This is a genomic window from Streptomyces sp. LBL (genome assembly GCF_029893585.1).
In the GTDB taxonomy this organism is placed as follows: Bacteria; Actinomycetota; Actinomycetes; order Streptomycetales; family Streptomycetaceae; genus Streptomyces.
In genome coordinates, this window is the sequence record NZ_JARXYX010000008.1 from 257,708 (window position 1) to 280,271 (window position 22,564).

A 22,564-nucleotide genomic window follows, 5' to 3' on the forward strand; every position below is an offset into this window, starting at 1 on the left:
TCGTCACCGCTGGCCGGCCTCGGCCCGAGTGGGACCGAGGGATGGCATCTTTGGCCCGGAGGCAGTAGTGCTTGGTCAGGTCAACGCCTGCGTCAGCCGGCCTCCCAGGCTGGCCGCGGCCAGCTCGACGCGGGAACGACAGCCGGTACGGGCGAACAAGCGGGTCAGATAGTTCTCCACCGTCTTCTCGCTGATCTGGAGGCGCAACGCGATCTGCCGGTTGGTCAGGCCCTCGCCGATCAGCTCGATGATACGTCGCTCGGTGACGGCCAGTGCCTCCCGCTGGCCGCGAGCCCGTGGTGCGGGAACCCCGCGTTCGCGGGTCACCTCGCGGACGCGTTCCAGCAGTAACGACGCACCGCACTGGGTGGCCAGGCCGTGGGCCTCGCGCAGCCAGGGACGCGGGTTCTCGGCGAACCGCGCGATGACGAGGCACGAGTCCAGCAGCGCCGGCAGGTCTCCCCGGGCCCTGGTCAGATGGACGGCCAGCCGGGCCTGTCGGACATCGCGGTGCACCAGGCCGCGCGCCAGGAAGAGGCTCTCCCTCAGGTCCGTCCCGGCCTCGCGGTGCAGAAGCTCGATCTCCTCCAGCAGGCCCGCCGCGCCGTCCTGGTCGTCGACGAACACAGCCATCCGCACCGCCCGCTTCAGGAGGAAGGGCAGGCCCTCATACAGCCCGGCCCGGCGCAGCTGTCGGCTGACCCGCAGAGCCAGCGGCGCCGCCCGCCTGCCCTCGCCCGTGCCCCTGAACAGGCCGATCCTCACCCAGGCGCGCATCACGGCGAGCCAGGGGACCGGCTCCACGTCGGCCAGCCACTGGGCCGCCTGCGGGGACTCGCCGCGGGCGGCACACATGTCGGCGGCGAAGAGACGAGCCGCGTGGTGCACCAACGTGTCCTCGGAGTCCGACAGTTCCAGCTCCCGCACCGCGGACATGGCCTGCGACCAGTCGGCACCGACATAGCCCCGCACCACCCGGCGGTACACGCCGAGCACACCGGTCGCGGGGGCCCGGTACCGGACACCGAGCACGAGCTGGGTCATGGTGGCCATGTTGACCATCGAGGCCGCGCGGTGCTGCCCGTCCGGCCTTCGGGAGGGCGCCGCCCGGCCCGAGCGGCGCCAGGCCCGCTCGTAGGCGCCGGGGTCACCGGACAGCGCGGTACTCAGCAGCTCCATCCGGTCGGCCGGGGCCAACTCCTGGATCCCCACCGGGTCGGCCGGGGCCAACCTCTGAATCCCCACCGGAGCGATCGGCACCAACCCCTGAATCCCCACCGGAGCGATCGGCACCAACCCCTGAATCCCCACCGGAGCGAATGGCACCAACCCCTGAATCCCCACCGGAGCGAATGGCACCAACCCCTGAATCCCCACCGGAGCGATCGGGGTCAACCCCTGGGCCTCAACCGAGTCGACCCGCACCACCTCCCGAGCCCCAACCGCATCGACCGGCCCGCGTGCCCCAGGCATCGGCCCGCATGCCCCAGGCACCTTGCCGGGCGCCGACGGACGGCCGAACCACCACAGCGCGAAGCCGATCGTCTCGCGGCCCGTGATGCCCTCGTCCAGCAGCGACCGCACGGCCTCCTCGGCGGGCGGCTCGCCGGAGTGCAGGGCGAACAGGACTGCGGCGAGGCGGATCTCCGCCAGGGAGCTTGGAGCGCAGCCCTGTTCCGCGTACTGGGTGAGCACGTCGCGCAGCAACTCGTACCGGCCCGTTCGGACGACCAGATTCAGCAGCCGGGTCAGCGTACGGGCGTGTTCCGGTTCGCCCGGGGGCAGGCGGCGCAGCGCGGCCACGTACCACAGGGACGCGCGGTCCGGTTGGTCCGCCTCGGCGTCCACGGCCAGGTCGAGCAGCCGGGTGACCATGGGCGCTTCGAGTACGACGGCCGTCCCGCCGCGCGCGATGTGGTCGGCGAGCATCACGGGGTCGAATCCGTCGCGTCGCCGGTGCCGGGCCAGCAGCCGCTCGGCGATCGACGTGTGCAGCGCGTCAGCCCGGTGGGTGCCCGACGGGCCGGCGACGGCGGCCGCCAAGGCGGGGCACCGGCAGCTCACCCGGCCCGCCGGGTCGGCGACCAGCACCTCCGCGTCGATCAACTGGTCGAGTAATCGGCCGCAGTCGGTGAGATCGGCGCCGATCGCCTCGGCGAGCAGCGGCAGATCGGCGACGCTGAAGCCGTCCCACACGGCGATCGAGGACAGCAGTTCCGCCGCCAGGTCGCCAAAAGAAGCGACCCTGCGCAGGAGGTGATGGTCGGCGGCCAGTTCGATCGCCTCCGACGGTGAGCGCAGGCACAGTCGGCCGCGGAAGACGGTCAGGCGGCCACGTCTCCGCAGATCGGCGAGGGTGCCCAGCACCGTACCGGGGTTGCCGAACAACGGTCCCAGAGCCGTGCGCAGGATGTCCGGCACCCCCTCGTCGAGTCGCGCACCCTGCGCGCGGCGCGCCAGGGACTCCGCGATGTCGTCGGCCAGCGGCCCGAGAGTCACCACCTGATCGGCGGCGGCCAGCAGTTCGGCGAGCCCCGGGGCATGCTCCGCGCTCTCCTCGCAGGTGGCCAGCACCAGGCACCCGGACCGGCGTGCCGCGGTGAGCGTGGGGGCGGGCTCGGCGACCGCGTGTACATCGTCGGTCAGAATCGCGGTGCGTCCCTGACGACCGATCCCGTCGAACAGGTTGCCCAGCGCGGTGACCATGGACGGCGCCCACCCGCCGGTGTTCTGTCCTGCCGCGTCACTCAGCCGGGCCACCACGCCGAGCGAGTCGGCCAGCCCGGTCTCCTGGAACTGCTCGAACTGGTCGCGCACGGCGCGCACCAGCGGTGCGAGGCCGAACGCGTCGTCGCCGAGGCTGTCCGGACCGGCGCCCAGGCGCACCGGCAGGACGGGCATCCCGGCCGCGCGCAGGATCCGCTCCGCCACGTCCAGCAGCGCGGTTCTGCCGATGCCGGCCGGCCCTTTGAGGACGATCAAGCGTCCACCGTCGGCGGCCGCCGCCTCGCGCAGCACCGCCAGTTCCTGGTCCCTGCCCCGGACTACGGCGCGTGCTCGAGCCACTGCCGATCTCCTCTCGTTGCGCCTGGTGCGGCGAGGACCCGCAGGGCTGTCGCCCTTCCCCGTGTCGGCGTCCGGGGTGCGTTCGTCGTGCGTTCGTGGTGCGTTCCTCGTTCGTTCGTGTGCGTTCGTCGTGCGTCCGGGGTCGGCTCCTCTCGGAGTCAACTCCCCATTCAGAAAAGCTATTATAACGTTCAAATGTTCTACTTGGTCGGTGTGCTGGGCATACTGGTGAGGTGATCAACCACTGGCACAGTGCGGCCGGTCCTGACCGACCGGTGCAGACGCTGTTCGGTCGTGCCGCCTCCGTCGCGTACGTCGTCGACACCGCCACCTCACCGGAGAACGCCTCACTGATCCTGGTCACAGGCCCGGTCGGCATCGGGCGTAGCGCAGTGCTCGCCGCCGTCCGGGACGAGCTCACCACGCGGGGCATCACCACCCTGATGCTGCGGGTCGCGCGCAACGAGCGTGACCGCCCCTACTCCTTCGCTTCCCGGCTGTCCGCCGAGATCGTAGCCCTGAACCGGGGCGGCGACGCCAGGCGCACGGCGAAGGCCGCCACGCCGGCACCGCGGCCGGACGCCGGCCGTCAGGCCGCCACCGAGCTGCGATCGGCCATCGCCTCGTGCGACAAGCTCACCGTCCTCATCGACGACGCGCAATGGATCGACCCGGGTTCCCGTGCCGTGCTGCTGCCGATGGTTCGCACGCTGGCGAGAGGCCCGGTCACGTTCGTGGGTGCGCTCCGCCCCTCACCGGCCGACCCGGCGGGCGACCGGGCCGCGCTGGACCAACTGCGCGCCGCCGGTCTCGCCGAGGTGGTGTCGCTGCGTCCGCTGCGCGAGTCGGAGGTCCGTGCACTGGTCACCCAGCAGTTACAGGCCAAGCCGTCGGCCTCGCTGCTCACCTACCTGCGAGGGGAATGCCGGGGCAGGCCCGCCGCCGTGCTCACTGCCGTGGCGGGGCACCGGCGGAGCGGTTCGCTGGGCGTCTTCGACGGACACGCCTACCTCACGTCGCCCGAACGGCCGCCCTTACTGCCCGCAGGCTTACCGCCGGTCGAGTATCTGCAGCAACTGGGCGGACTGGTCTGGCCGGTGGCCAAGGCGATGTCCGTGCTGCATCCACTGGGTTGCGCGGCGACCGGGTTGATCGCCGAGGCGGTGGGCACCGATGAGGACAAGGTCCGCGAGGCACTGGCCGAGCTGTGCGCCGAGGGGATACTGCGGCCCGGGCCCGGGCCGGGCCACTGGAGGTTCCGACTGCCGCTGCTCGCGTCCGCGCTGACCACCTGCCTCGGGCCGTACGAGCAGCGCAGGCTCGCCCAGTTGGCGGTCACCGCGATCTGGGCGGGTGATGCCGGAGCGGACGACCGGTACCTCGCCGAGCAACTGGTCACCGCGGGCCGGTTCGTGGACTCCCGGCGGGCATCCGGCGAACTGCTCGCCATGGGCACCGCCGCCATGCTGGACGACGGGTACTTCGCGGAACGCTGGCTGCGCGCCGCCATCGACCTGATCACCGAGCCGGACCTGCGCGCCCAGGCGCTGCAAGCGCACGCCGCCACCTGTTGCATCCATCTGTGGTACGCCGACGCCATGGCCAGCGCGTGGAAGGTGCTGTCCGGCCATGCCGACCTGGTCACCCCGGAGGCGCTGCTCGAAATGGAGATGATCTACGTCGTCTCGCTCGGCGCGACCTTCGACACGGCAGCGCTCACCGAGATCTGCAACGGCGGCTGGCGCTCGCTGCCGGGCGCGGAAGGGCATCGGGTCCTCACCCGGTGCGTCGCTCTGTGTCACCTGGACCGCTGGCTGGAGGCGGACGAGCATCTGACGGCCCACCAGGACCTCTGGAGTCAGGACAACGATGTCGTCGCCGCGTTGGGCCTGCTCCTCAGCGAGTGCATCGGGGCGTACCTCGGCAGAACCGCGCCGTTCGACGAGGCCGTCGCCGCTCCGCTCAGCGGGCCCCTGTGGACGTTGGGGGCGCGGCATCGCTTCGAACGGTTGTCGCAGCTGGCCCGGGTACTGATGGCCTTCGGCGACCTGGACCGGGCGGAGCGGCTGCTGGCGGCACACGAGCTGCCCTCCGGATACCGGCCCGTTCCCGACCGGGTGGTGGCGGACGGCCAGGGCGGGCGCTGGGACCCGGCACTCAACCTGGCACGGGTGGGCCTGGCCACCGGCCTCTCGGTCGGCGACCTGCCCGTCCACACCCTGATGTGCCGGGAGACGAGCGTCATCCTCGGTGCGCGCGGCCGGCTGGCCCGAGCCCGGGAGGTGATCGAGAGGGCGCGGACCGTGCAGCCCGTGATGCTGCACCTGCTGGCCGTGCCGGAGGCGTACCTGGACCACGCCCTGGGCGCGACCGAGCGTGCCGGCCGGGTCATCGCGGACGGGCTCGCCCTGGCGGTCGAGCGCGGCCTGGTCATCGGCACGGACGAACTGTGGCTGATGAGGGCCGTGTCGGAACTGGCCGCAGGCGATCCGGTCGCGGCACAGCGGTGCGTGGACGAGGTGCACAGGGTCGCCGAGCTGCTCGGTACCGGCCGGGCCCGGGTGTGCCGGCTGCTCGCCACCGCCGTGGTGCACCAGGACCGCGCGGCCGCGGCGGAGGCGGTACGGCTCGCCCGGCGGCGCGCACAGCCGATGGAGCAGGCCAACACCATCGGCACGGTGGTCCGCCACGGGCTGGCCGACCCGTCGCTGCTGCACGAGGCGTACGCGCTGTACGGCGATCTCGACGCGCTCCTGCCCAGGGCACAGCTGCGGAACCTCATGCGCGAGCACAAGGTCACCATGCCGCGCCAGAGCCTCACCATCGCGGAGAACGAGCGACTGCTCGCCACCCTGGTCACCGAAGGGCTGACCAACCGCGAACTGGCGGTCGTGCTCGGCGGCAGCGAGAAGAGCGTGGAGAGCCGGCTGGGCAGACTGTTCAAACGCACCCGATACCGTTCCCGGGTCGAACTCGCCTCCGCGATACTGACCGGCGAGTACCCTGCCTGACACTCCCCCCGCTACCAGCTCCTACGGCAGTGAGGGCGCCCTCTGCGACTCCGGATGAGGAACTGTCGGCCCGCGGCTGGGTCACGTATCGAACAGCACTCACCTCGCGCGGCACACCGCGGGCGTCCTTCGGGTCAGGTACCGGCCAGGGGGTTCGGGAGGGGGAGGTAGCGCGCGTCGGCGCCGTCCGCGCCGGTCCAGCGCAACAGCAGGTTCGTCTTGCCGGGCAGGGTGGGCGAGGTGAGCAGGGCGGCGATCTCGGGGAGGTCGTGCCGGGCCAGCTCGCGGCGGACGGCGGGCCAGGGGGCGAACCCGGGGTGGCGTTCGGCCAGGGCCGCGGCGACCTCGGCGAGGTGGTTGACGACCAGGCAGTACACCAGCCGCTCCCAGCCGGCCGCCCGGGACACCTCCGGCACCACCTTGAGGCCCTCGGCGTCCCGGAACAGCGCCTGCACGGGTGTCCCGTCGGCGTCGACGGCGACCAGCGTGTTCTGCAGGTGCGCCTCGAGTACGACACCGTGGTCGGCGAAGACCGCCAGGGCGGGCGGCACCACCTGGGCCAGGTAGGCCTCCCACCAGGCCGCCGGGTCCTTCGCCCCGTCGAGCGGGCTGCCGTCGAAGCCCTCGACCAGACCGGCGGCGAGCAGCGGGGTCGCGCCGGGCCGGAGATGGCCGCGCAGTCCGTCGCGGACCAGGACGGCGAGTTCCTCGAAGGCGAAGTCCGCGGTGCGGTAGCCGGTGTCGCTCAGCCAGGCCGCCGGACCGTCGACCGCGGCGAAGGCGTTGCGGGCCGCCGTGTCCGTGCGGCGGAGTTTCAGCAGGTCGTGGCGCCAGAGCCGGCGGATGTCGTTGGTGATGCGCACATCGAGGCTGAATTTCAGGAAGAGGTCGCGGTCGGGCGCGTACAGCGTGCGGATCGCGGCCGTCGGCCAGGCCTCGAAGCCGGTCGTACCCAGTGTGATCAGGCGGCCGTCGGCGTAGGCCGGCCCGAGGTCGAGCAGGTCGAGCTGCCAGGGGTGGGCGGGGAGCAGCCGGTAGCCGGGCGGGGCCTCGCCCAGCGTGTCGAGGGCCGAGGTGTCGCCCTCCTCGACGACCGTGTCCTCCCGCAGCCCGAGCAGGACCAGCGGGAAGCGGGCGTGCGCCTCGGGTGCATAGGGCAGCCAGCCGGCGACGGGGCCGCCGCCCCGGGCCTTGGGCGCGGGGTGGTGGGGGTGGCCGGTGAGGAGGGACTGCTCGGAGCGCAGATACGGGTCCTCGGGCGGCGTGGCCCGGGCGCGGGCGGTGAGCAGCGCGGCGACCGCGTCCCGGCTGTCGATCATCTCCGCGGGCAGGTCGGGGTTGGACAGCCCGGTGTGCCGGACCAGTTCCTCGGCGACGAGCTTGATCAGCTCGGGGTGCCGGACGGGCCGCCAGTCGCCTCGGGTGTACACCTCGGGTTCGGCCGGCCGCCGCTGCCCGCGCACCCGCAGCAGCCTGCCCCCGGGCAGCCGGTACACCCGGTGGCCGCCGGCGTCGACGGGGTACGGCGAGACGGGCTCGGCCACCTCCCTCAGCAGGCAGTTGAGCAGGGGCGCCGCCGCGTAGGCGTCGGCGCGGGCCGCGATGCCGTCGCGCTGGGCAGCGGCGGGCTGGGCAGCGGCGGCGGGCGAGGGGAAGGGATCCAGGTGTTCCATTTGTTCTCTGCGGTTCGTTCGGGCGGAGACGATCAGTATGTCTGTCGTCCCCACCTGTCGTCCCCACCTGTCGTGACATCCGATCCGTACCCGAGGAGCCCGACCGTGCACCGTCCCTCCACCGCCGAGACCGAGGTCGAGGTCGAGGTCGCCGACGAGCTGGCCGCCGTACGCCCCGGCCTCGTGCCGCGGTACGCGGCCGAGCTGCCCGGCGCCCGCGCGGCCGTCCTGACCCGGCTGTGGCGCGCGCTCGCCCATGAGCCGCTCCCCTGGCTCACGCAGCGAACCGCCGGCCCGGACGGGCTCACCCTGCGCCTGGCGGACGGCCGCCGACTGCACGGCCCGCGTCCGGACCCGTACGCCACTTCCGCGTACGTCACGGAGGTACGGCTCGACGAGATGGCGTACGACGATCCCGCTCAGCTGACGACCGACCTCGGCGTACCGCACGGTACGGACTTCGCCGCGGAACTCGGCCACAGCGTCGCCTCGCTGGCGCTGTCGCGGGCCGGGGCGCCGCCCCACACGCTCCAGTGGCCGGTGCATGACTGGGAGTGGGAGCAGCGGGTGGTCGACGGGCATCCGTACCACCCCGGCTGCCGTTCCCGGCCCGGTTTCTCGGTGGCCGAGCAGCTCGCGTACGGGCCCGAGCACGGGCCGGTGGTACGGCTGGGGCTGCTGCCGGTTCCGGCGGGCGAGTGTCTGGTGACGGGTGAGTGGCCGGACGAACTGCGGGACGGGGGGCGGCTGTTGGTGCCGGTGCATCCGTGGCAGGCGGAGCATGTGCTGAAGCGGACCGGCGAGGCGGGGTTCGACGCACACCCGTTGATCGAGGCGGGGTTCGACGCACACCCGTTGATGTCGCTGCGCACGCTCGCCCGGCCGGACGGGCTTCACATCAAGACCGCGCTCAGCGCCCGGCTGACGTCGTCGGTGCGGGACATCTCCGGGTACTCGATCGCGTCGTCCGCGACCCTGTCGGCGTTCGCGGAGTCGCTGGCCGCCCGCCTGGACGGACTGCTGCACGTGACCCGCACCCTCGGCGCGGCCACCGCCAACTCTCCGGACCTGGCGGCCGTGTTGCGGGAATCCCCGCAGACCTACGTGACCCCGGGCAGCGGCGAGCGCGTGGTGCCGGTGGCCGCGCTCGGCACGACCGGGTTGCCCCACTCCCCCGGCTGGCCGGCCGACTTCGCCCGCCTCGCCCTCACCGTGGGCCTGCGGCTGCTGGACATGGGCGTGGCGCTGGAGGCGCACGGGCAGAACCTGCTCGTCGTCCTGTCCGCGTCGGGCGCCCCGCTGCGGCTCGTCTACCGGGACCTCGCCGACATCAGGGTGAGCCCGGCCCGGCTGGCCCGGCACGGCGTTCCGGTGCCGGAGCTGACCGGCCGGATCGTCACGGACGACGTGACGACCCTGCGGCGCAAGGTGTTCGGCTCGCTGGTGGCCGGGGCACTGGCCGGTACGGCGGGTTCGGCGACGGCGCTGCGAGGGGCGCTGCAGAGCGCCGTACGGGATCTGCCGCGCACGCCCGACCTCGTCGCACTCCTCGAACAGCCGCTGCCCACAAAGGCGCTGACGCTGATGCGGCTGTCGCCGGGGACACCCGGGGACCAGTGGACCGAGCTGCCCAACCCCCTGCGCTGAGCGGCCGTTTTGGAGACCGGCACCGCCGATCAATAAGATCCGCCGATGATCACAAGTAAACGGCTGGCGGCGGGCGTCTGCGCCCTGCTCGCCGCCCTGACGGCCGGGATCGCCTTCCCGGTCGCGGCGGTCGCCGGTGAACCCACGGGCGAGACCACGCCCAAGGTCGACCTCGTCCTCGACGTGAGCGGTTCCATGCGGACCCGGGACATCGACGGCGGCACCCGGATGGCGGCCGCGAAGCAGGCCTTCAACGAGGTGCTGGACGCGACACCCGAGGAGGTCGAACTCGGCATCCGCACCCTCGGCGCCGACTACCCCGGCGACGACCGGAAGACGGGCTGCAAGGACACCGCGCAGCTCTACCCGGTCGGCCCGCTGGACCGCACGGAGGCCAAGACGGCGGTGGCGACCCTCTCCCCCACCGGCTGGACCCCGATCGGCCCGGCGCTGCTGAAGGCGGCCGACGACCTCGACGCCGGCGCCGGCTCCAAGCGGATCGTGCTGATCAGCGACGGCGAGGACACCTGCGCCCCGCTCGACCCCTGCGAGGTGGCCCGCGAGATCGCCGCCAAGGGCATCGGACTGACCATCGACACCCTCGGCCTGGTCCCCAACGCCAAGATGCGGCAGCAGCTCAGCTGTATCGCGGAGGCGACCGGCGGGACGTACACCTCGGTGGAGCACGCCGACGAACTCACCAACCGTGTCAACCAGTTGGTGGATCGGGCGGCCGATCCGGTGGTGACGCCGGTGGCCACTCAGGGCGCTTCGGCGTGCGCGAAGGCACCCGCACTGAAGTCCGGGCTGTACACGGACCGCGAGGAGTTCGGGCAGGAGCGCTGGTACCGGGTGGAGGTGCCGGCGGGCCAGGAACTGCGCGCCTCGGTGAGCGTGGCGGCCGACCGGGCCGTCGGCCCCTCGTACGGGGCACTGCTGCGGGCCGTCACCGGGCACGGCCGTGAGATCGTGCGCGGGGAGGCCGCGGGCACCGGACGTACGGACATCATCTCCACCGGGCTGCGCTACCCGAAGCCCGAACGGGACGACGACGACAGTGACAAGCCGGCCGCCGAGACCGTCTGTCTCCAGGTCACCCACTCCTTCTCGCCGACCTCCGGCGTGAAGACCACGCCGGGTCTGCCGCTGGAGCTGACCGTGGACGTGGTCGACGGCCCGTCGGCCGCGAGTGACGTGGCCTCCTTCGGCCTCGGACGCGGCTGGTGGCTGCTGGGCACGCTCATCCTCACCGGCTTCCTCGCCGGTCTCGTCTGGGGCTGGCTGTCGCGCTGGCGGCTCGCGGTCTGGAGGACCAACTGATGCGGATCACACGCGTGTTGAGCGCTTCTCTGCTGATGCTCGGGCTGGCCGTGTCCCCGGCGGTCGCCGACTCCTCGCCGTCGCCGAGCGCGTCCGGCGACAGCTCGGCGCCCGCCACGGCGGGCACGTCGTTCCGAACGGCGACCGAGATCGAGCAGGGGCAGACAGCGACGGCGAACGGCTCCGCGGGCGACTACCTGTACTGGTCGTTCCCGGCGGACGCCGGCCAGCGCCCCACCGTGAAGGCGACGGTGAAGCTGCCCGCGACGCACGCCGCCGAGACCTGGCAGATCGACGTGTACGACGGTCTGCGCCGCCGCCAGTCCTGCCAGTACGGCACGCAGACCCGCACCGCCGCGGCCGGCACCCCCTCCGTGGAGCTGGCCTGCGTCCTGCGCACGGTCCGCGCCTGGTCGGAGCAGTGGGCCAACGACCCGCTGCCCGGGACGTACTACGTCCGGCTCACGGTCGTCGACCTCACCACCGGCGACCTGGGCCTCCCGGTCGACACGGAGGTGCGGGTCGACTCGAAGGACATCGGCGGTTCGGCCGCGGTGGACGGCTCGCTGGCCCAGCCGCTGGTTCCGGGCATCGCGGTCAAGTCCGAGGCGGAGGAGGGCGATTCGTCGGACTCCGCCGTGCTGTCCAGCATCGAGCCGGACGACGGCTGGTCCTCCGGCTGGTGGTCCGACCGGTGGGTGTGGACCGCGATCGGCGGGGTGCTGGCCGCGCTCGCGGGCGTCGGCGGGTACGCGCTGACCCGTGGGTCGGGGCGGCCGTCACGGGTGCCGCCGAGCGCCTGACGGTACGTCAAGGGGCCCGCCGCGCCTGGGCGCGGCGGGCCATTGCCGTGCCGGTCTCCCCCACATTGCTTGCGCTGGGCCGTCAGGGCCGTCAGGACCGTCAGGCAGATGGCCAGCTTTGCAGGGCCATGTCGGCGACCATCTGGAGGTCGTCGCGGGTGGCGCCGCCGGCGGCTTGGACGGCGATGCCGTTCGTGACGGTCATGAGGTAGCGGGCGAGCAGTCCGGGATCGGTGTCGCGGGGCAGGTCGCCTTCGTCGACGGCTTGCTGGAACCGGTCGCGAAGGAGCGAGGCGTGCTCGTCGCGCCAGGCGATGAGGGCGTCGCGGGCTTGGCGTCCCGTGTCACCGGCAGCCAGGGAGCCCTGGACGCCGAGGCACCCGGCGGGGCAGCCGGGGTGGGTGGTGGCCCGAACGGAGCCGGCGAGGAACGCGGCGGCCACCTGCCGGGCGGTCGGCTCCTGCATGGCCCGGGCCCCATATGAAGCGGGGCCCTCGGTGTAGCGCTCCAGGGCCTTGCCGAACAGGTCCTCCTTGTTGCCGAAGGCCGCGTACATGCTGGTACGGGTGATGCCCATGGCATGGGTCAGGTCGGTGAGGCTGGCGCCTTCATAGCCCTGTTCCCAGAAGACCCGCATGGCCTGTTCGAGGGCCTCGTCGGCGTCGAAACCTCTCGGGCGGCCGATCGGCCCTTTCCGCTGCGTCTCCATGGCACCCATCATACCCTTCCGTACCGTGCGGTGCAGATATGCCACAGTTCATTCAGCATCGATCAGTACTGAAATTTACTGAGGTCAATTACGTGGGCCCGGGAGATCGATCCGGACGACCTGGATCTGGCGCACATCTCGTCGACGCCGGGGCGGTCCGTGCCAGGCCGGCGAGCAGCAGGTCGATCATGCGGCGAGCCTGGTAGTCGGGGAAGGTTTCGACTCCGATGCACAGGTTGCCGATGGCGAGCATGAAGTCGTAGGCGCGGATGTCCGCGTGTGTGGAGCCGGCGGCGGCGGACGCTTTCAGCAGCTGGTCGAGCACGGGCAGCAGGCGTTCGACGAACTCGTTGACGGTTCGACCACCTCATGCCCCTCGGCGGCGACCCGAAAGGGTCCACCTTCGAGGGCCGGACACTGCTGTCCGCTCTCGTAGCCCGGACCGAGCGGTTGCGGCTCGGGGTGATGGTCACCAGCAAGAGGTTCCGCCCCCGGGCCGTGCCGGCCAAGATCGCCGCCACGGTCGACGTCATCTCCGGCGACCCCAGGGCCTCACGCTTCCCTCAATGCCTTCGCGAACGCCCCGTCGCCGGTCACCTCGATACGCCCCGCTCGCACCGCGTCGGGCACGCTCAGCTCCCCCCGTCCGACCAGCAGGCACGTGTCGGTGCCCATCACCAGCCGGGCGTCCGGCTCCCCCGGGGCGGGCCCGTCGCCGTACACGGGTCCCTCTTCGGCGCCGACGTACAGATGGAAGTCCCCCTCCTCCAGACGGACTTCGACGAGCCCCTCGCCCTCCAGCGACCGCAGCAGCGGCAGCGCGAACCAGTGCGCGCGTACGGCGTCGGTGGGCCGCCGCTCGCCCAGCTCGACCTGCCCCCACTGCCCCAGGGCCTGGAGTACGGGCAGCAACTCCCGCCCACGACCGGTGAGTTCGTAGACGTACGCGGCACCCGGCGGCGGCAGCCTGCGGCGCGTCGCGAGCCCGTCGCGCTCCATGTCCTTCAGCCGGGAGGCGAGGACGTCGGTGCTCACGCCGGGCAGGTCGGCGTGCAGGTCGGTGTAGCGACGCGGACCGGCGAGCAGCTCACGGACGATCAGCAGCGTCCAGCGGTCGCCGACGACATCGAGCGCCCGGGCGGCGGAACAGTACTGGTCGTAGCTTCGTCGAGGTGACATGCGACGCAGTCTAGACATGTTGTTGGACTTTCCAAGCAGACACTTGGTAAAACCAAGCAACATCACAACCGGAGGGACGTAAGCGCATGGAGTTCCGGCAGTCGAACAAGCTGAGCGAGGTCTGCTACGAGATCCGCGGTCCGGTGATCGAGCACGCCAACGCGCTGGAGGAGGCGGGCCACAGCGTGCTGCGGCTGAACACCGGCAACCCCGCGCTCTTCGGCTTCGAGGCGCCGGAGGAGATCCTCCAGGACATGATCCGGATGCTGCCGCAGGCACACGGCTACACCGACTCGCGCGGCGTCCTCTCCGCCCGTCGGGCCGTCGCCCAGCGCTACCAGACACTGGGCCTGGCGGTGGACGTCGACGACGTCTTCCTCGGCAACGGTGTCTCCGAGCTGGTCTCGATGGCCGTACAGGCGCTCATCGAGGACGGCAACGAAATCCTCATCCCCGCCCCGGACTTCCCCCTCTGGACCGCGGTCACGACCCTCGCGGGCGGCAAGGCGGTCCACTACCTCTGCGACGAACAGGCCGACTGGTACCCGGACCTGGACGACATGGCGTCGAAGATCACCGACCGCACCAAGGCCCTGGTCATCATCAACCCCAACAACCCCACCGGGGCGGTCTACCCGAAGGAGATCATCGAGGGCATCCTCGACCTGGCCCGCCGGCACGGACTGATGGTCTTCGCCGACGAGATCTACGACCAGATCCTGTACGACGACGCCGTGCACCACTCGGCCGCCGCGCTCGCCCCCGACCTGGTGGTCCTGACCTTCTGCGGCCTGTCGAAGACCTACCGGGTGGCCGGCTTCCGCTCGGGCTGGCTGGTGATCACCGGCCCGAAGCAGCACGCGAAGAACTACCTGGAGGGCCTGACCATGCTGGCCTCCATGCGGCTGTGCCCCAACGCGCCCGCGCAGTACGCCATCCAGGCCGCCCTCGGCGGCCGCCAGTCCATCCGCGAGCTGACCGCGCCCGGCGGGCGCCTGCACGACCAGCGCACGGTGGCCTGGGAGAAGCTCAACGAGATCCCGGGGGTGTCGTGCGTGAAGCCGAAGGGCGCGCTGTACGCCTTCCCGCGCCTCGACCCCAAGGTCCACAAGATCCACGACGACGAGAAGTTCGTCCTGGACCTGCTGCTGCGGGAGAAGATCCAGGTTGTCCAGGGCACGGGTTTCAACTGGCCGACCCCCGATCACTTCCGCATCCTCACCCTCCCCCACGCGGACGACCTTGAGGCGGCGATCGGGCGGATCGGGCGGTTCCTGAGCGGGTACCGGCAGTAGCGGCCTCCTACCCTGGGCGCATGGGTGATCTCTTCCTCGTCCGGCACGGTGAGACCGAGTGGTCGCGGTCGGGCCGCCACACCGGCCGGACGGACGTCCCGCTGACCGATCGCGGCCGCACCGAGGCCCGCCGGCTGGTGCCGCTGATCCGCTCGCACCGGATCGGGGCCGCGTTCGTCAGCCCGCTGCGGCGGGCGCGGGAGACGGCCGACCTGATCGGGCTGCGGGACGCACGCGTCGACGCGGATCTGTGCGAGTGGGACTACGGCGGGTACGAGGGCGTCACGACCGCCGAGATCCAGCGGAGCCGGCCGGGGTGGTTCCTGTTCACGGACGGCGTCGCGCCGGGCCCACCGGAGCGCCCCGGGGAGACCCCGGAGCAGGTCGGGGAGCGGGCCGACCGGATGCTGGCCAGGGTGGACACGGCGTTCGCCGGCACCGAGGGGTGTGTGGTCCTGGTGGCGCACGGCCACTTCCTGCGGGTCCTCACGGCCCGGCGCCTGGGGCTGCCGCCGTCGCACGGGGCACTGTTCCAGCTGGCGACGGGGACGGTGTGCCGACTGGGCACGGAGCACGGGCGGCCGGTGATCGCCGGGTGGAATGTCAGCCCCTCGTCGTAGTCTTCGAATGGGGTGATCGCTGAAGTGATCGCTGAAGTGATCCTTGAGGTGATCCTCGGGGTGATCGCTGAGTGATCTCAGTGGTGCGAACCCTTTCGAGCAGGCCTGTCGACGGGAAGGAGCACGCCGTGACACGACCACCGACCGCCGCGCAGCGGCGTGTCATCGACGCCGCCGATCCCGTCACCGGGCGGCTGAAGGGCACCGAGGCGCAGCTCGCGGCGCTGGTCAAGCAGGGGCTCGCCTTCAGGCACCCCCGGCCGCCGCACGACCACTTCCTGACCCCGGCCGGGCACCGGATACGCGAGGCGGCCCCGGAAGCCCCCGCCCCCGCTGTCGCGCCGCCCCCGGCACCCGGCGTCTTCACCGCCCGCATCGGCGGCGAGGAGGACCCTCCCGAGGGCGCCCAGGTGGCCGGTCCGTCCCGGACACGTGAGGTGCACAGTGCCTGGCAGGGGCTGCTGGAGCTGCGCCGGATGACCGATCCGCACGGCGCGACGGAGCGGCCCTGCGCCTGGGAGCGCACGCATCTCGTCCAGGCCGCCGCCCTCGCCCTGGAGGCCGCCGGCCACCCACCGGCGGGGCGGGACGGCGCAGGGGGCTATCGGGTGCGCGCGACCCCGCAGCCGGAGGCCGTCGCCGTGCACACGCCGGAGCCGGAGCTGCTGCGTGCCTGCGCGGCCACGCTGGAACAGGCGGGCTGGCAGGCCGGCGAGCACACGGAGCCGCGAACGAGGTCCCGCTATCTGCTGGCGTCCCCGCGCCGGGCGTGAGGACCATGCCAAGCTCGGTCGATCAGAACGTCCACGACGAGAAAGGGAAGCCGTGACCGAACCGTTTTCCGTCCCGGTGACCGTCCGTGGGTACGAGACGGACGTGCAGGGCCATCTCAACCAGAGCGTGTACCTCAACTACGCGGAACACGCCCGCTGGTCCCTGCTCCGGGCGGCCGGCATCACCCAGGCCGGCCTCATCGACCGGGGTGTGGGCCCGGTGGCCGTGGAGACCACCATCCGCTACCGGCGGGAGCTGCTGGCGGGCGACGAGGTCGAGGTGACGTGCGAGTTCGCCTGGGGTGAGGGCAAGACGTTCCGCATCGAACAGACGATCCGCAAGGCCGACGGCACGGTGGCGGCCGAGATCACCGCCGTCGGCGGCCTCATGAACCTCAAGGAGCGGAGGCTGGTGGCGGATCCACGGAAGCGCTTCAAGGAGCTGGCCTCCGATCCGAGCCTGTTCGGGCTCTGAGCGGCCGGCTTCCCGCTGCCGGGCTGTGCGGCTCACGGCTCACGGCTCACGGCTCACGGCTCACGGCTCACGGCTCACGGCTCACGGCTCACGGCTCACGGCAGCGTGACCTCCGGGCCACGGGTCCGTCCCCCAGGGCAGCGCCCGCGACTCCCCGGCGCGCGGCGGCCTACGCGTCGGCCGGCTCCGGTCCGCGCCAGGTGTCGTACGCCGCGCGGGACTCGGCGATGTACACCCTGTTCCGCTCGGCCCAGTCGGTCAGGAGTTGCAGGGTTTCGTGCAACTCCAGGGCCACTGGCGTGAGTTCGTACTCCACCTTGGGTGGCACCATCGGATGGACCGTCCGCGTGACGAGGCCGTCGCGCTCCGACCCGTCGGGATCCGTCACTCCCGACCGGAGGTCGTCAACCGGTCAGCTCTGCCCGGCGATCCGCGCCAGCCGCTGGGCTTCCTGCCGCGTGGAGCGGGCGATCGCGTCCTCGTCGGCGGTCAGCAGCCGGTTGTGCTCGACGATCTGACGGCCGTTGACGAAGGAGGCGGTGACCGGGGCGGCCGCGCCGAGGACCAACGCGGCCACCGGGTCGGCGATGGAGGCGTGGGCGAGGGTGTCCAGATTCCAGAGCACCAGGTCGGCGAGCTTGCCGGGCTCCAGGGAGCCGATCTCCGCGCTGCGGCCCAGGACCTGGGCGCCGCCGTAGGTGCCGAGACGCAGCGCCTGACGGGCGTTCAGGGCGGCCTCGCGGTGGGCGCCGAGGCGGTTGATGAGGAGCGCGTTGCGCAGTTCGGTGTGGAGTTCGCCGGACTCGTTGGAGGCGGTGCCGTCGACGCCGAGGCCGACCGGGACGCCGGCCGCGAGCATGTCCGGGACGCGGGCTGCACCTGCGGCGAGGCGGGCGTTGGACGACGGGCAGTGGGCCACACCCGTCTTCGTCCGGGCGAAGGCGTCGATGTCGGAGTCGTTCATGTGGACGCAGTGCGCCATCCACACGTCCTCGCCGAGCCAGCCGGCGGACTCGAAGTAGTCGGTCGGGCCCATGCCGAACAGTTCCTTGCAGAACTGCTCCTCCTCGACGGTCTCCGAGCCGTGCGTGTGCAGCCGTACGCCGAGACGGCGGGCCAACTCGGCGCCCTGCTTGAGGAGTTCGGTGGAGACGGAGAAGGGCGAGCAGGGAGCTACGGCGACCTGGGTCATCGCGTCGAAGGAGGCGTCGTGGTGCTGCTGGACGGTCTCCTCGGTGGCGGCGAGGGCCCCCTCCAGGGTCTCCACGGCGAAGTCCGGCGGCAGCCCCCCGTCCTTCTCACTGCGGTCCATGGAGCCGCGGGCGAGGGTGAAGCGGACGCCCATCTCGCGGGCGACGCCAACGATCGCGCCGGACAGGTCGCCGGAGCCCTTCGGGTAGACGTAGTGGTGGTCCATGGCGGTGGTGACGCCGCCGCGGGCCATCATCGCCAGCGAGCCCTGCGCGGCCGCGCGGACCATCGGCTCGTCGATGCGCGCCCAGGTCGGGTACAGCGCGACCAGCCAGTTGAAGAGGTTGTGGTCGGTGGCCAGGCCCCGGGTGATCCACTGGTAGTAGTGGTGGTGGGTGTTGACCAGGCCGGGGGTCACGAGGTGTCCGGTGGCGTCGATACGGCGTATGACGTTCTCCAGGCCCTCGGGGGCCCTGCCCGCACCGACCGCCTCGATGCGGTGGCCGGCGATGACGACGTGTCCGGAGGCGTACTCGGTGTCGTCGGCGTCAACGGTCGCGATCGAGCAGTTCTCGATGACGATGCGCTCTGCCATCGTTCGTCCCCTATTTTCCGGTATCACTTTCCGCATCACTTTCCGGTGTCCGCGTCCGCGTCCGCCTCAGAGGTTGGTGAGGTCCATCGGTATCCGCGCCTCCTGGCCGTCCCGGAGGACGGTGGCCTCGATCAGGCCGTAGGGACGGTCGGCGGCGAAGTACACCGCTCCGTCGGCGGTGTCGTTCGTCAGGTCGAACGGTTCGAGGTCGACAAGGAAGTGGTGCTTGTTCGGCAGCGAGAAGCGGACCTCGTCCATCTCGCTCCGGTTGTCGATGATGCGGGCGCCCATCGAGTACAGCGTCTGCTGCAGCGAGAGCGAGTACGTCTCGGCGAACGCCTGGAGCAGGTGCCGCTTCGTCTGCGTGTAGGACTCCTCCCAGTCCGGCATCGGCTGCCCGTCGTCACTCCAGCCGAACCGCCAGCGGCCGGAGACCTCGGTGGCCAGGATCCGGTCGTGGGCCTCCTTCAGCGTCGTGTACCCGTCCTTGAGGTAGCCCCAGAACTCCGAGTCCGTCGAGTTCATCACGACGAGATCCTTGAGCCCGGAAACGACTTCCCAGGACGAGCCGTCGTACGTTATCTGGGTCAGCCGGGTCTCCTGGCCCTTGCGGACGAAGGAGTGCGCACCCTTCCCCGAGTGCTCGATCCGTTCCCAGGCGTACTCCTCGACACGGATACGGGCCCGGTGGATCGGCTCCTGACTCGTCACGAAGTGGCGGGCGAGGTGGATGCCGAACTGCTCGGCGGACTCGATGCCGTACTCCTTGGCGAACGCGTACACCGTGTTCTTGGTGGTGTCGGTCGGCAGTACGTTGGCGTTGGAGCCGGAGTGGTGAACCTCGTCCATGTCGCCGCTCAGCGACACGGACACGTTCAGGTCCTTGATGTGGTGGGTGGCGCCGTCCCGCGTGATCTTGACGACTCGGTTCTCGGCCTTGCCGTACTGGTTCTGTCCCAGGATCGTGGGCATCTCTAGCTAGCTCCCTCGGTATACGGAGTAGCCGAACGGGTTGAGCAGCAGCGGTACGTGGTAGTGCTCGCCGGGCTTGACGGCGAAGGTGATCGCCACCTCCGGAAAGAACGTGCCGCTGTCCCGATTCGCGGGGACGTCCTGCTGCGCATCGGCTTGCTTCTTCTCGGAAATATCGGAACTCCCCGGACTCCCGGCACTCCCGGAACGCCCGGAACGCTCGAAATACGCCTCGACCGCGAAGTCGAGCCGTACATGGGTCGTCCCCTCCAGCAGCGTCGGCAGGTCCTTGCACCGGCCGTCCGCGTCGGTCACGGAGCCGCCGAGCGCCTGCCAGTCCGCTTCCCGGCCGCTGCGGGCTGAGAGCTGAACGGCGACTCCCGCGGCGGGACGGCCGACCGAGGTGTCCAGGATGTGCGTGGACACGGAGGCGGTGGTGCTGGTGCTGGTGCTCGTGCTCGTGCTCGTGCTGGTGGGCATTCTCAGGCGTCCTCTTCGACGAGTCGGGCCAGGCGAATACGGTTGATCTTGCCCAGCTCGGTGCGGACGATCTCCCGCTCCTGCTCCGGCGAGTTCCCGATCCGCTTCCTGACCGCGTCGCACATCTGCTCGCCGGTCAGACCGGTGGCGCAGATCAGGAAGACGTGGCCGAACCTGTCCTGGTAGACGAGGTTCATGTACAGGATCTCCGCCTGGAGCTTCTCGGAGGCGCCGGTCATGCCGCCCTGTTCGCGCGCCGAGGTCGGGTCGCCGGGCTTGGGGCGGCCGATCGGGGGATGCCCGGCCATGGCCTGTGCGAGGTCCTCGGCGGTGAGATCGGCCGTCGCCGCGTCACTCGCGGCGTAGAGCTCGTCCTCGGTGGTGCAGGGGCGGGCGGCGAGCAGCCGCCGCACCCAGGTCGTGGAGGCGCATGCCTCCTGGAGTACGGCGAAGGCCGCGTGCTCCTCCAGGGCGTTGAACCGGGCCAGGCCCGGGGTCATGGACGTCGACGTCACGGGAGCCTCCGTGGCCGCGAACGGCCTTCGTACTGTACGGGCTGCCGCTAGCTAACGCCCTCCGGAAAGAAGCGTCAACAGTTTGTTGAAAACTCTGGGTAACGGAATCCGAGAAGGGTGCGGCTCTGTTTGAGGGACGGTGATCACGCCGCGAGTGCGAGGCTGTCGCGGTAGCGGATGGCGTGAACCCGCAGGTGCTCGCGCTGCGCGTGATACTTCCAGTACTCCTCGAAGTCGCCGTTGCTGATCACCGTGCGGAGCCTGACGTCGACGTCCGCCGCGGCGCGCTGCACCAGCTGCTCGACCTGCCGCTTGCCCATGTGTGTGCCGGTGGCGCGCTCGATCGCGGTGGCCGCGGACTCGAACGAACCGCGCGCCGCCTCGATCGGGGCGAGCTTTTTGAGCTCGTGCGAGTGCCGTCCGACCGGCAGGTCCAGGGGTGCCGTTAACGGAGCTGGAGCCGTCCTACGAGTGCCACCCGCCCTGCCCGCTCGGGCTGGGCGGCGACGGCCAGGACGAAGAAACACGGAGCCCATGCCCTGGGGGTCGTAGACGCTCGTGAGCAGGCCCGTGAAGAGTTCGAGCCGGATGTCGCCGACCTGGAGAGGGGGTGCCGGAGACCGACCCGAGGGGATCAGCGGGTACGGTCGGCGACGATCCATTCCGCCAGGGCGAGCAGCGTGGCCTCCGCGCTGTCGGCCATGTGGTCGCGCAGCGCGATGACGTCCTCGCGTGTGGCGCCCAGGACCGGATCGGTGCGCAGCAGTTGCCAGGACTGCTCGACGATGCTGCCGGTGCCCTGCTCGCGGAAGTGCCAGCTCCAGCGCACGATGCCGTGATCGGCTCCGCCGACGACGAAGGCGAAGGCGAGGCCTGGATCGGCCTGCACCACCTCGGAGTGGGTGACCCATTCGCGCTGGTCCCGGCGGTTGAGGCCGCTGAACCGGGCGCCGACCCAGGGACCGTCGCCCGGCGCGTAGCTCACCTCGCTGGCGCTCGGGCTCCACCTCTCGATCAGTGATACGTCGCTGATGAGGCGGTAGACAGAGTCCGGCGTTGCGTCGGCCCAGCACCGCCGGGTGAAGGCGAAGGGAGTGAGGTCGAGCCCGGCAAGCGGATGCTGCGGGTCGAGGGTGGTGATGCCCATGAATTCTCCCGGAGGCGATGAAGAGGAATGCGGCCCATCCTGGAGACCGGGGCTGAGGAGAGCCAGACCCTGCGGATCACTACCCCAGCGGGGTCAGGCACGAATCGTCGGCGGGACGCACACTCGGATACATGAATAACCACGGGCACCTCGCCGACTTCCTTCAGGCACGCCGCGGCCAGCTGCGGCCCGAAGACGTCGGGCTGCAGACCTACGGCGAGCGGCGCCGGGTACCGGGGCTGCGCCGGGAGGAGCTCGCGATGCTCGCGGGCATCAGCGCGCCCTACTACACCCGCCTGGAGCAGGGCCAGTCACACAACGCCTCGCGCGAGGTGCTCGACGCCATCGCGAACGCCCTGCGACTGGATGACTCCGAGCGTGCCCATCTGCACGCCCTGGCCAATGCACCGAGACGCGGCCGGCCCGCGGGCCGGCCGCGTGCCGAACGCATACCCCGAGCAACCAGCGCTTTGCTGGCAGCCATCGAGGGCACACCCGCCATCGTCATGGGCCGCCGCAGCGACGTCCTGGCCTGGAACCGTCAAGGTCACGGGCTGTTCGCCGGCCATCTCGATCTGGGCAGCCCCGACGAACCGGGCCGACGGCCGAACATGGCCAGGCTGGTGTTCCTCGACGCACACACCCGTGACCTGTACACAGACTGGCCCGCGAAGGCCCGGGCCGTGGTGGGCAACCTGCGTCTGACGGCCGGCCGATACCCCGATGATCCACTGCTGGCCGGACTGATCGGCGAGCTGACCATGGGCAGTCCGGAGTTCGCCACGATGTGGGCCGATCACCGGATCGTGGCCTGCGATGCCGCCGACTATGAGATGCGCCACCCGCTGGTCGGGACCCTGACTGTCACCCAGCAGACGCTGCAGAGCCCGCAAGGGAACGGCCCGGCCCTGGTGGTGGCCATAGCCGACCCCGGCTCCCCCTCCGCGACAGCCCTGAACCTGCTCGCCCACGCCACCGCATCGCAGGAGGCGACCCGGCCGCGCCACGGCGCCGAAACCCGCACCTGATCCTGCGCCCCTCCGTCGCCCGAGGGCGCCCGCGGCATGCCTAGTGCCGCGGCACTAGCGGCCGC

Annotated in this window: 20 protein-coding genes and 2 pseudogenes; 10 read left to right on the forward strand and 12 right to left on the reverse strand. The window is 71.4% G+C overall.

From position 1 onward, the window contains the following. Window positions 1–75: 75 nt before the first annotated feature. Window positions 76–3,066: a LuxR C-terminal-related transcriptional regulator gene (locus tag M2271_RS12605; protein WP_280887234.1), complete on the reverse strand. Its 2,991-nt coding sequence runs from the start codon at window positions 3,064–3,066 to the stop codon at window positions 76–78. A 233-nt stretch (window positions 3,067–3,299) separates the two neighbouring features. Here M2271_RS12605 and M2271_RS12610 point away from each other — a divergent pair, with 233 nt between their 5' ends. Continuing rightward, window positions 3,300–6,077, forward strand: coding sequence for an AAA family ATPase (locus M2271_RS12610; protein ID WP_280887235.1), 2,778 nt, complete (start codon window positions 3,300–3,302; stop codon window positions 6,075–6,077). A gap of 134 nt (window positions 6,078–6,211) precedes the next feature. On the opposite strand, the gene M2271_RS12615 is transcribed toward M2271_RS12610, so the two are convergent. Beyond that, complete coding sequence (locus M2271_RS12615; RefSeq protein ID WP_280887236.1) at window positions 6,212–7,750, reverse strand: IucA/IucC family protein; 1,539 nt, start codon at window positions 7,748–7,750, stop codon at window positions 6,212–6,214. A gap of 105 nt (window positions 7,751–7,855) precedes the next feature. Between M2271_RS12615 and M2271_RS12620 the strand changes: the two genes are divergently transcribed. From M2271_RS12620 to M2271_RS12630, 3 genes are read left to right on the forward strand one after another with little or no spacing between them, the layout of a single operon-like run. Continuing rightward, window positions 7,856–9,397, forward strand: a complete 1,542-nt coding sequence (locus tag M2271_RS12620; protein WP_280887237.1) for an IucA/IucC family siderophore biosynthesis protein — start codon at window positions 7,856–7,858, stop codon at window positions 9,395–9,397. Window positions 9,398–9,442: 45 nt separating this feature from the next. Next, window positions 9,443–10,717: a VWA domain-containing protein gene (locus M2271_RS12625; protein WP_280887238.1), complete on the forward strand. Its 1,275-nt coding sequence runs from the start codon at window positions 9,443–9,445 to the stop codon at window positions 10,715–10,717. Further along, the gene (locus tag M2271_RS12630; RefSeq protein ID WP_280887239.1) at window positions 10,717–11,520 is read left to right on the forward strand and encodes a hypothetical protein; all 804 of its coding nucleotides are present in this window, start codon (window positions 10,717–10,719) and stop codon (window positions 11,518–11,520) included. The genes M2271_RS12625 and M2271_RS12630 overlap by 1 nt, the downstream gene beginning before the upstream one ends. A 100-nt stretch (window positions 11,521–11,620) precedes the next feature. Here M2271_RS12630 and M2271_RS12635 read toward each other — a convergent pair whose 3' ends face one another. Continuing rightward, window positions 11,621–12,229 carry a TetR/AcrR family transcriptional regulator gene (locus M2271_RS12635; protein ID WP_280887240.1) on the reverse strand — a complete coding sequence of 203 codons (609 nt, stop codon included), beginning with the start codon at window positions 12,227–12,229 and terminating at the stop codon, window positions 11,621–11,623. An 88-nt stretch (window positions 12,230–12,317) separates the two neighbouring features. After that, entirely contained in the window at window positions 12,318–12,554 is a 237-nt protein-coding gene (locus M2271_RS12640) for a hypothetical protein (protein ID WP_280887241.1), read from the reverse strand. 32 nt (window positions 12,555–12,586) lie between these two features. On the opposite strand from M2271_RS12640, the pseudogene M2271_RS12645 reads away from it, so the two are divergent. Then, window positions 12,587–12,769: pseudogene (locus M2271_RS12645) on the forward strand (LLM class flavin-dependent oxidoreductase); the annotation flags it as partial. A gap of 12 nt (window positions 12,770–12,781) precedes the next feature. Here M2271_RS12645 and M2271_RS12650 read toward each other — a convergent pair. Next, window positions 12,782–13,408, reverse strand: a complete 627-nt coding sequence (locus M2271_RS12650) for a helix-turn-helix domain-containing protein (RefSeq protein ID WP_280887242.1) — start codon at window positions 13,406–13,408, stop codon at window positions 12,782–12,784. A gap of 86 nt (window positions 13,409–13,494) precedes the next feature. Between M2271_RS12650 and M2271_RS12655 the strand changes: the two genes are divergently transcribed. The 4 genes from M2271_RS12655 (at window position 13,495) to M2271_RS12670 (ending at window position 16,571) form a co-directional block, all read left to right on the forward strand. Next, window positions 13,495–14,703, forward strand: coding sequence for a pyridoxal phosphate-dependent aminotransferase (locus tag M2271_RS12655; RefSeq protein WP_280887243.1), 1,209 nt, complete (start codon window positions 13,495–13,497; stop codon window positions 14,701–14,703). Window positions 14,704–14,723: 20 nt separating this feature from the next. Continuing rightward, on the forward strand, window positions 14,724–15,323 hold the full coding sequence (locus tag M2271_RS12660) for a histidine phosphatase family protein (protein WP_280887244.1): 600 nt from the start codon (window positions 14,724–14,726) through the stop codon (window positions 15,321–15,323). Between the two features lie 128 nt (window positions 15,324–15,451). Next, the gene (locus M2271_RS12665) at window positions 15,452–16,096 is read left to right on the forward strand and encodes a hypothetical protein (protein WP_280887245.1); all 645 of its coding nucleotides are present in this window, start codon (window positions 15,452–15,454) and stop codon (window positions 16,094–16,096) included. Between the two features lie 52 nt (window positions 16,097–16,148). Beyond that, complete coding sequence (locus M2271_RS12670; protein WP_280887246.1) at window positions 16,149–16,571, forward strand: acyl-CoA thioesterase; 423 nt, start codon at window positions 16,149–16,151, stop codon at window positions 16,569–16,571. Window positions 16,572–16,740: 169 nt separating this feature from the next. On the opposite strand, the pseudogene M2271_RS12675 reads toward M2271_RS12670, so the two are convergent. From M2271_RS12675 to M2271_RS12705, 7 genes and pseudogenes are all read right to left on the reverse strand, one after another. Beyond that, window positions 16,741–16,938, reverse strand: a pseudogene (locus tag M2271_RS12675) (winged helix-turn-helix transcriptional regulator); the annotation flags it as partial. A gap of 45 nt (window positions 16,939–16,983) precedes the next feature. Continuing rightward, a complete protein-coding gene (locus tag M2271_RS12680; RefSeq protein ID WP_280887247.1) occupies window positions 16,984–18,357 on the reverse strand; it encodes an 8-oxoguanine deaminase in 1,374 nt (457 codons plus the stop codon). 66 nt (window positions 18,358–18,423) lie between these two features. Beyond that, window positions 18,424–19,329: a factor-independent urate hydroxylase gene (gene pucL, locus M2271_RS12685; protein ID WP_280887248.1), complete on the reverse strand. Its 906-nt coding sequence runs from the start codon at window positions 19,327–19,329 to the stop codon at window positions 18,424–18,426. A gap of 6 nt (window positions 19,330–19,335) precedes the next feature. After that, window positions 19,336–19,809 carry a hydroxyisourate hydrolase gene (locus M2271_RS12690; protein WP_280887249.1) on the reverse strand — a complete coding sequence of 158 codons (474 nt, stop codon included), beginning with the start codon at window positions 19,807–19,809 and terminating at the stop codon, window positions 19,336–19,338. A 2-nt stretch (window positions 19,810–19,811) separates the two neighbouring features. Further along, on the reverse strand, window positions 19,812–20,324 hold the full coding sequence (uraD, locus tag M2271_RS12695; RefSeq protein WP_280887250.1) for a 2-oxo-4-hydroxy-4-carboxy-5-ureidoimidazoline decarboxylase: 513 nt from the start codon (window positions 20,322–20,324) through the stop codon (window positions 19,812–19,814). A 143-nt stretch (window positions 20,325–20,467) separates the two neighbouring features. Next, a complete protein-coding gene (locus M2271_RS12700; RefSeq protein WP_280887251.1) occupies window positions 20,468–20,986 on the reverse strand; it encodes a hypothetical protein in 519 nt (172 codons plus the stop codon). Then, window positions 20,959–21,471: an SRPBCC family protein gene (locus M2271_RS12705; protein ID WP_280887252.1), complete on the reverse strand. Its 513-nt coding sequence runs from the start codon at window positions 21,469–21,471 to the stop codon at window positions 20,959–20,961. Before M2271_RS12705 ends, M2271_RS12700 begins: the two co-directional genes overlap by 28 nt. 131 nt (window positions 21,472–21,602) lie before the next feature. Between M2271_RS12705 and M2271_RS12710 the strand changes: the two genes are divergently transcribed. Further along, complete coding sequence (locus M2271_RS12710) at window positions 21,603–22,499, forward strand: helix-turn-helix transcriptional regulator (RefSeq protein ID WP_280887253.1); 897 nt, start codon at window positions 21,603–21,605, stop codon at window positions 22,497–22,499. The last annotated feature ends 65 nt before the right edge of the window (window positions 22,500–22,564 follow it).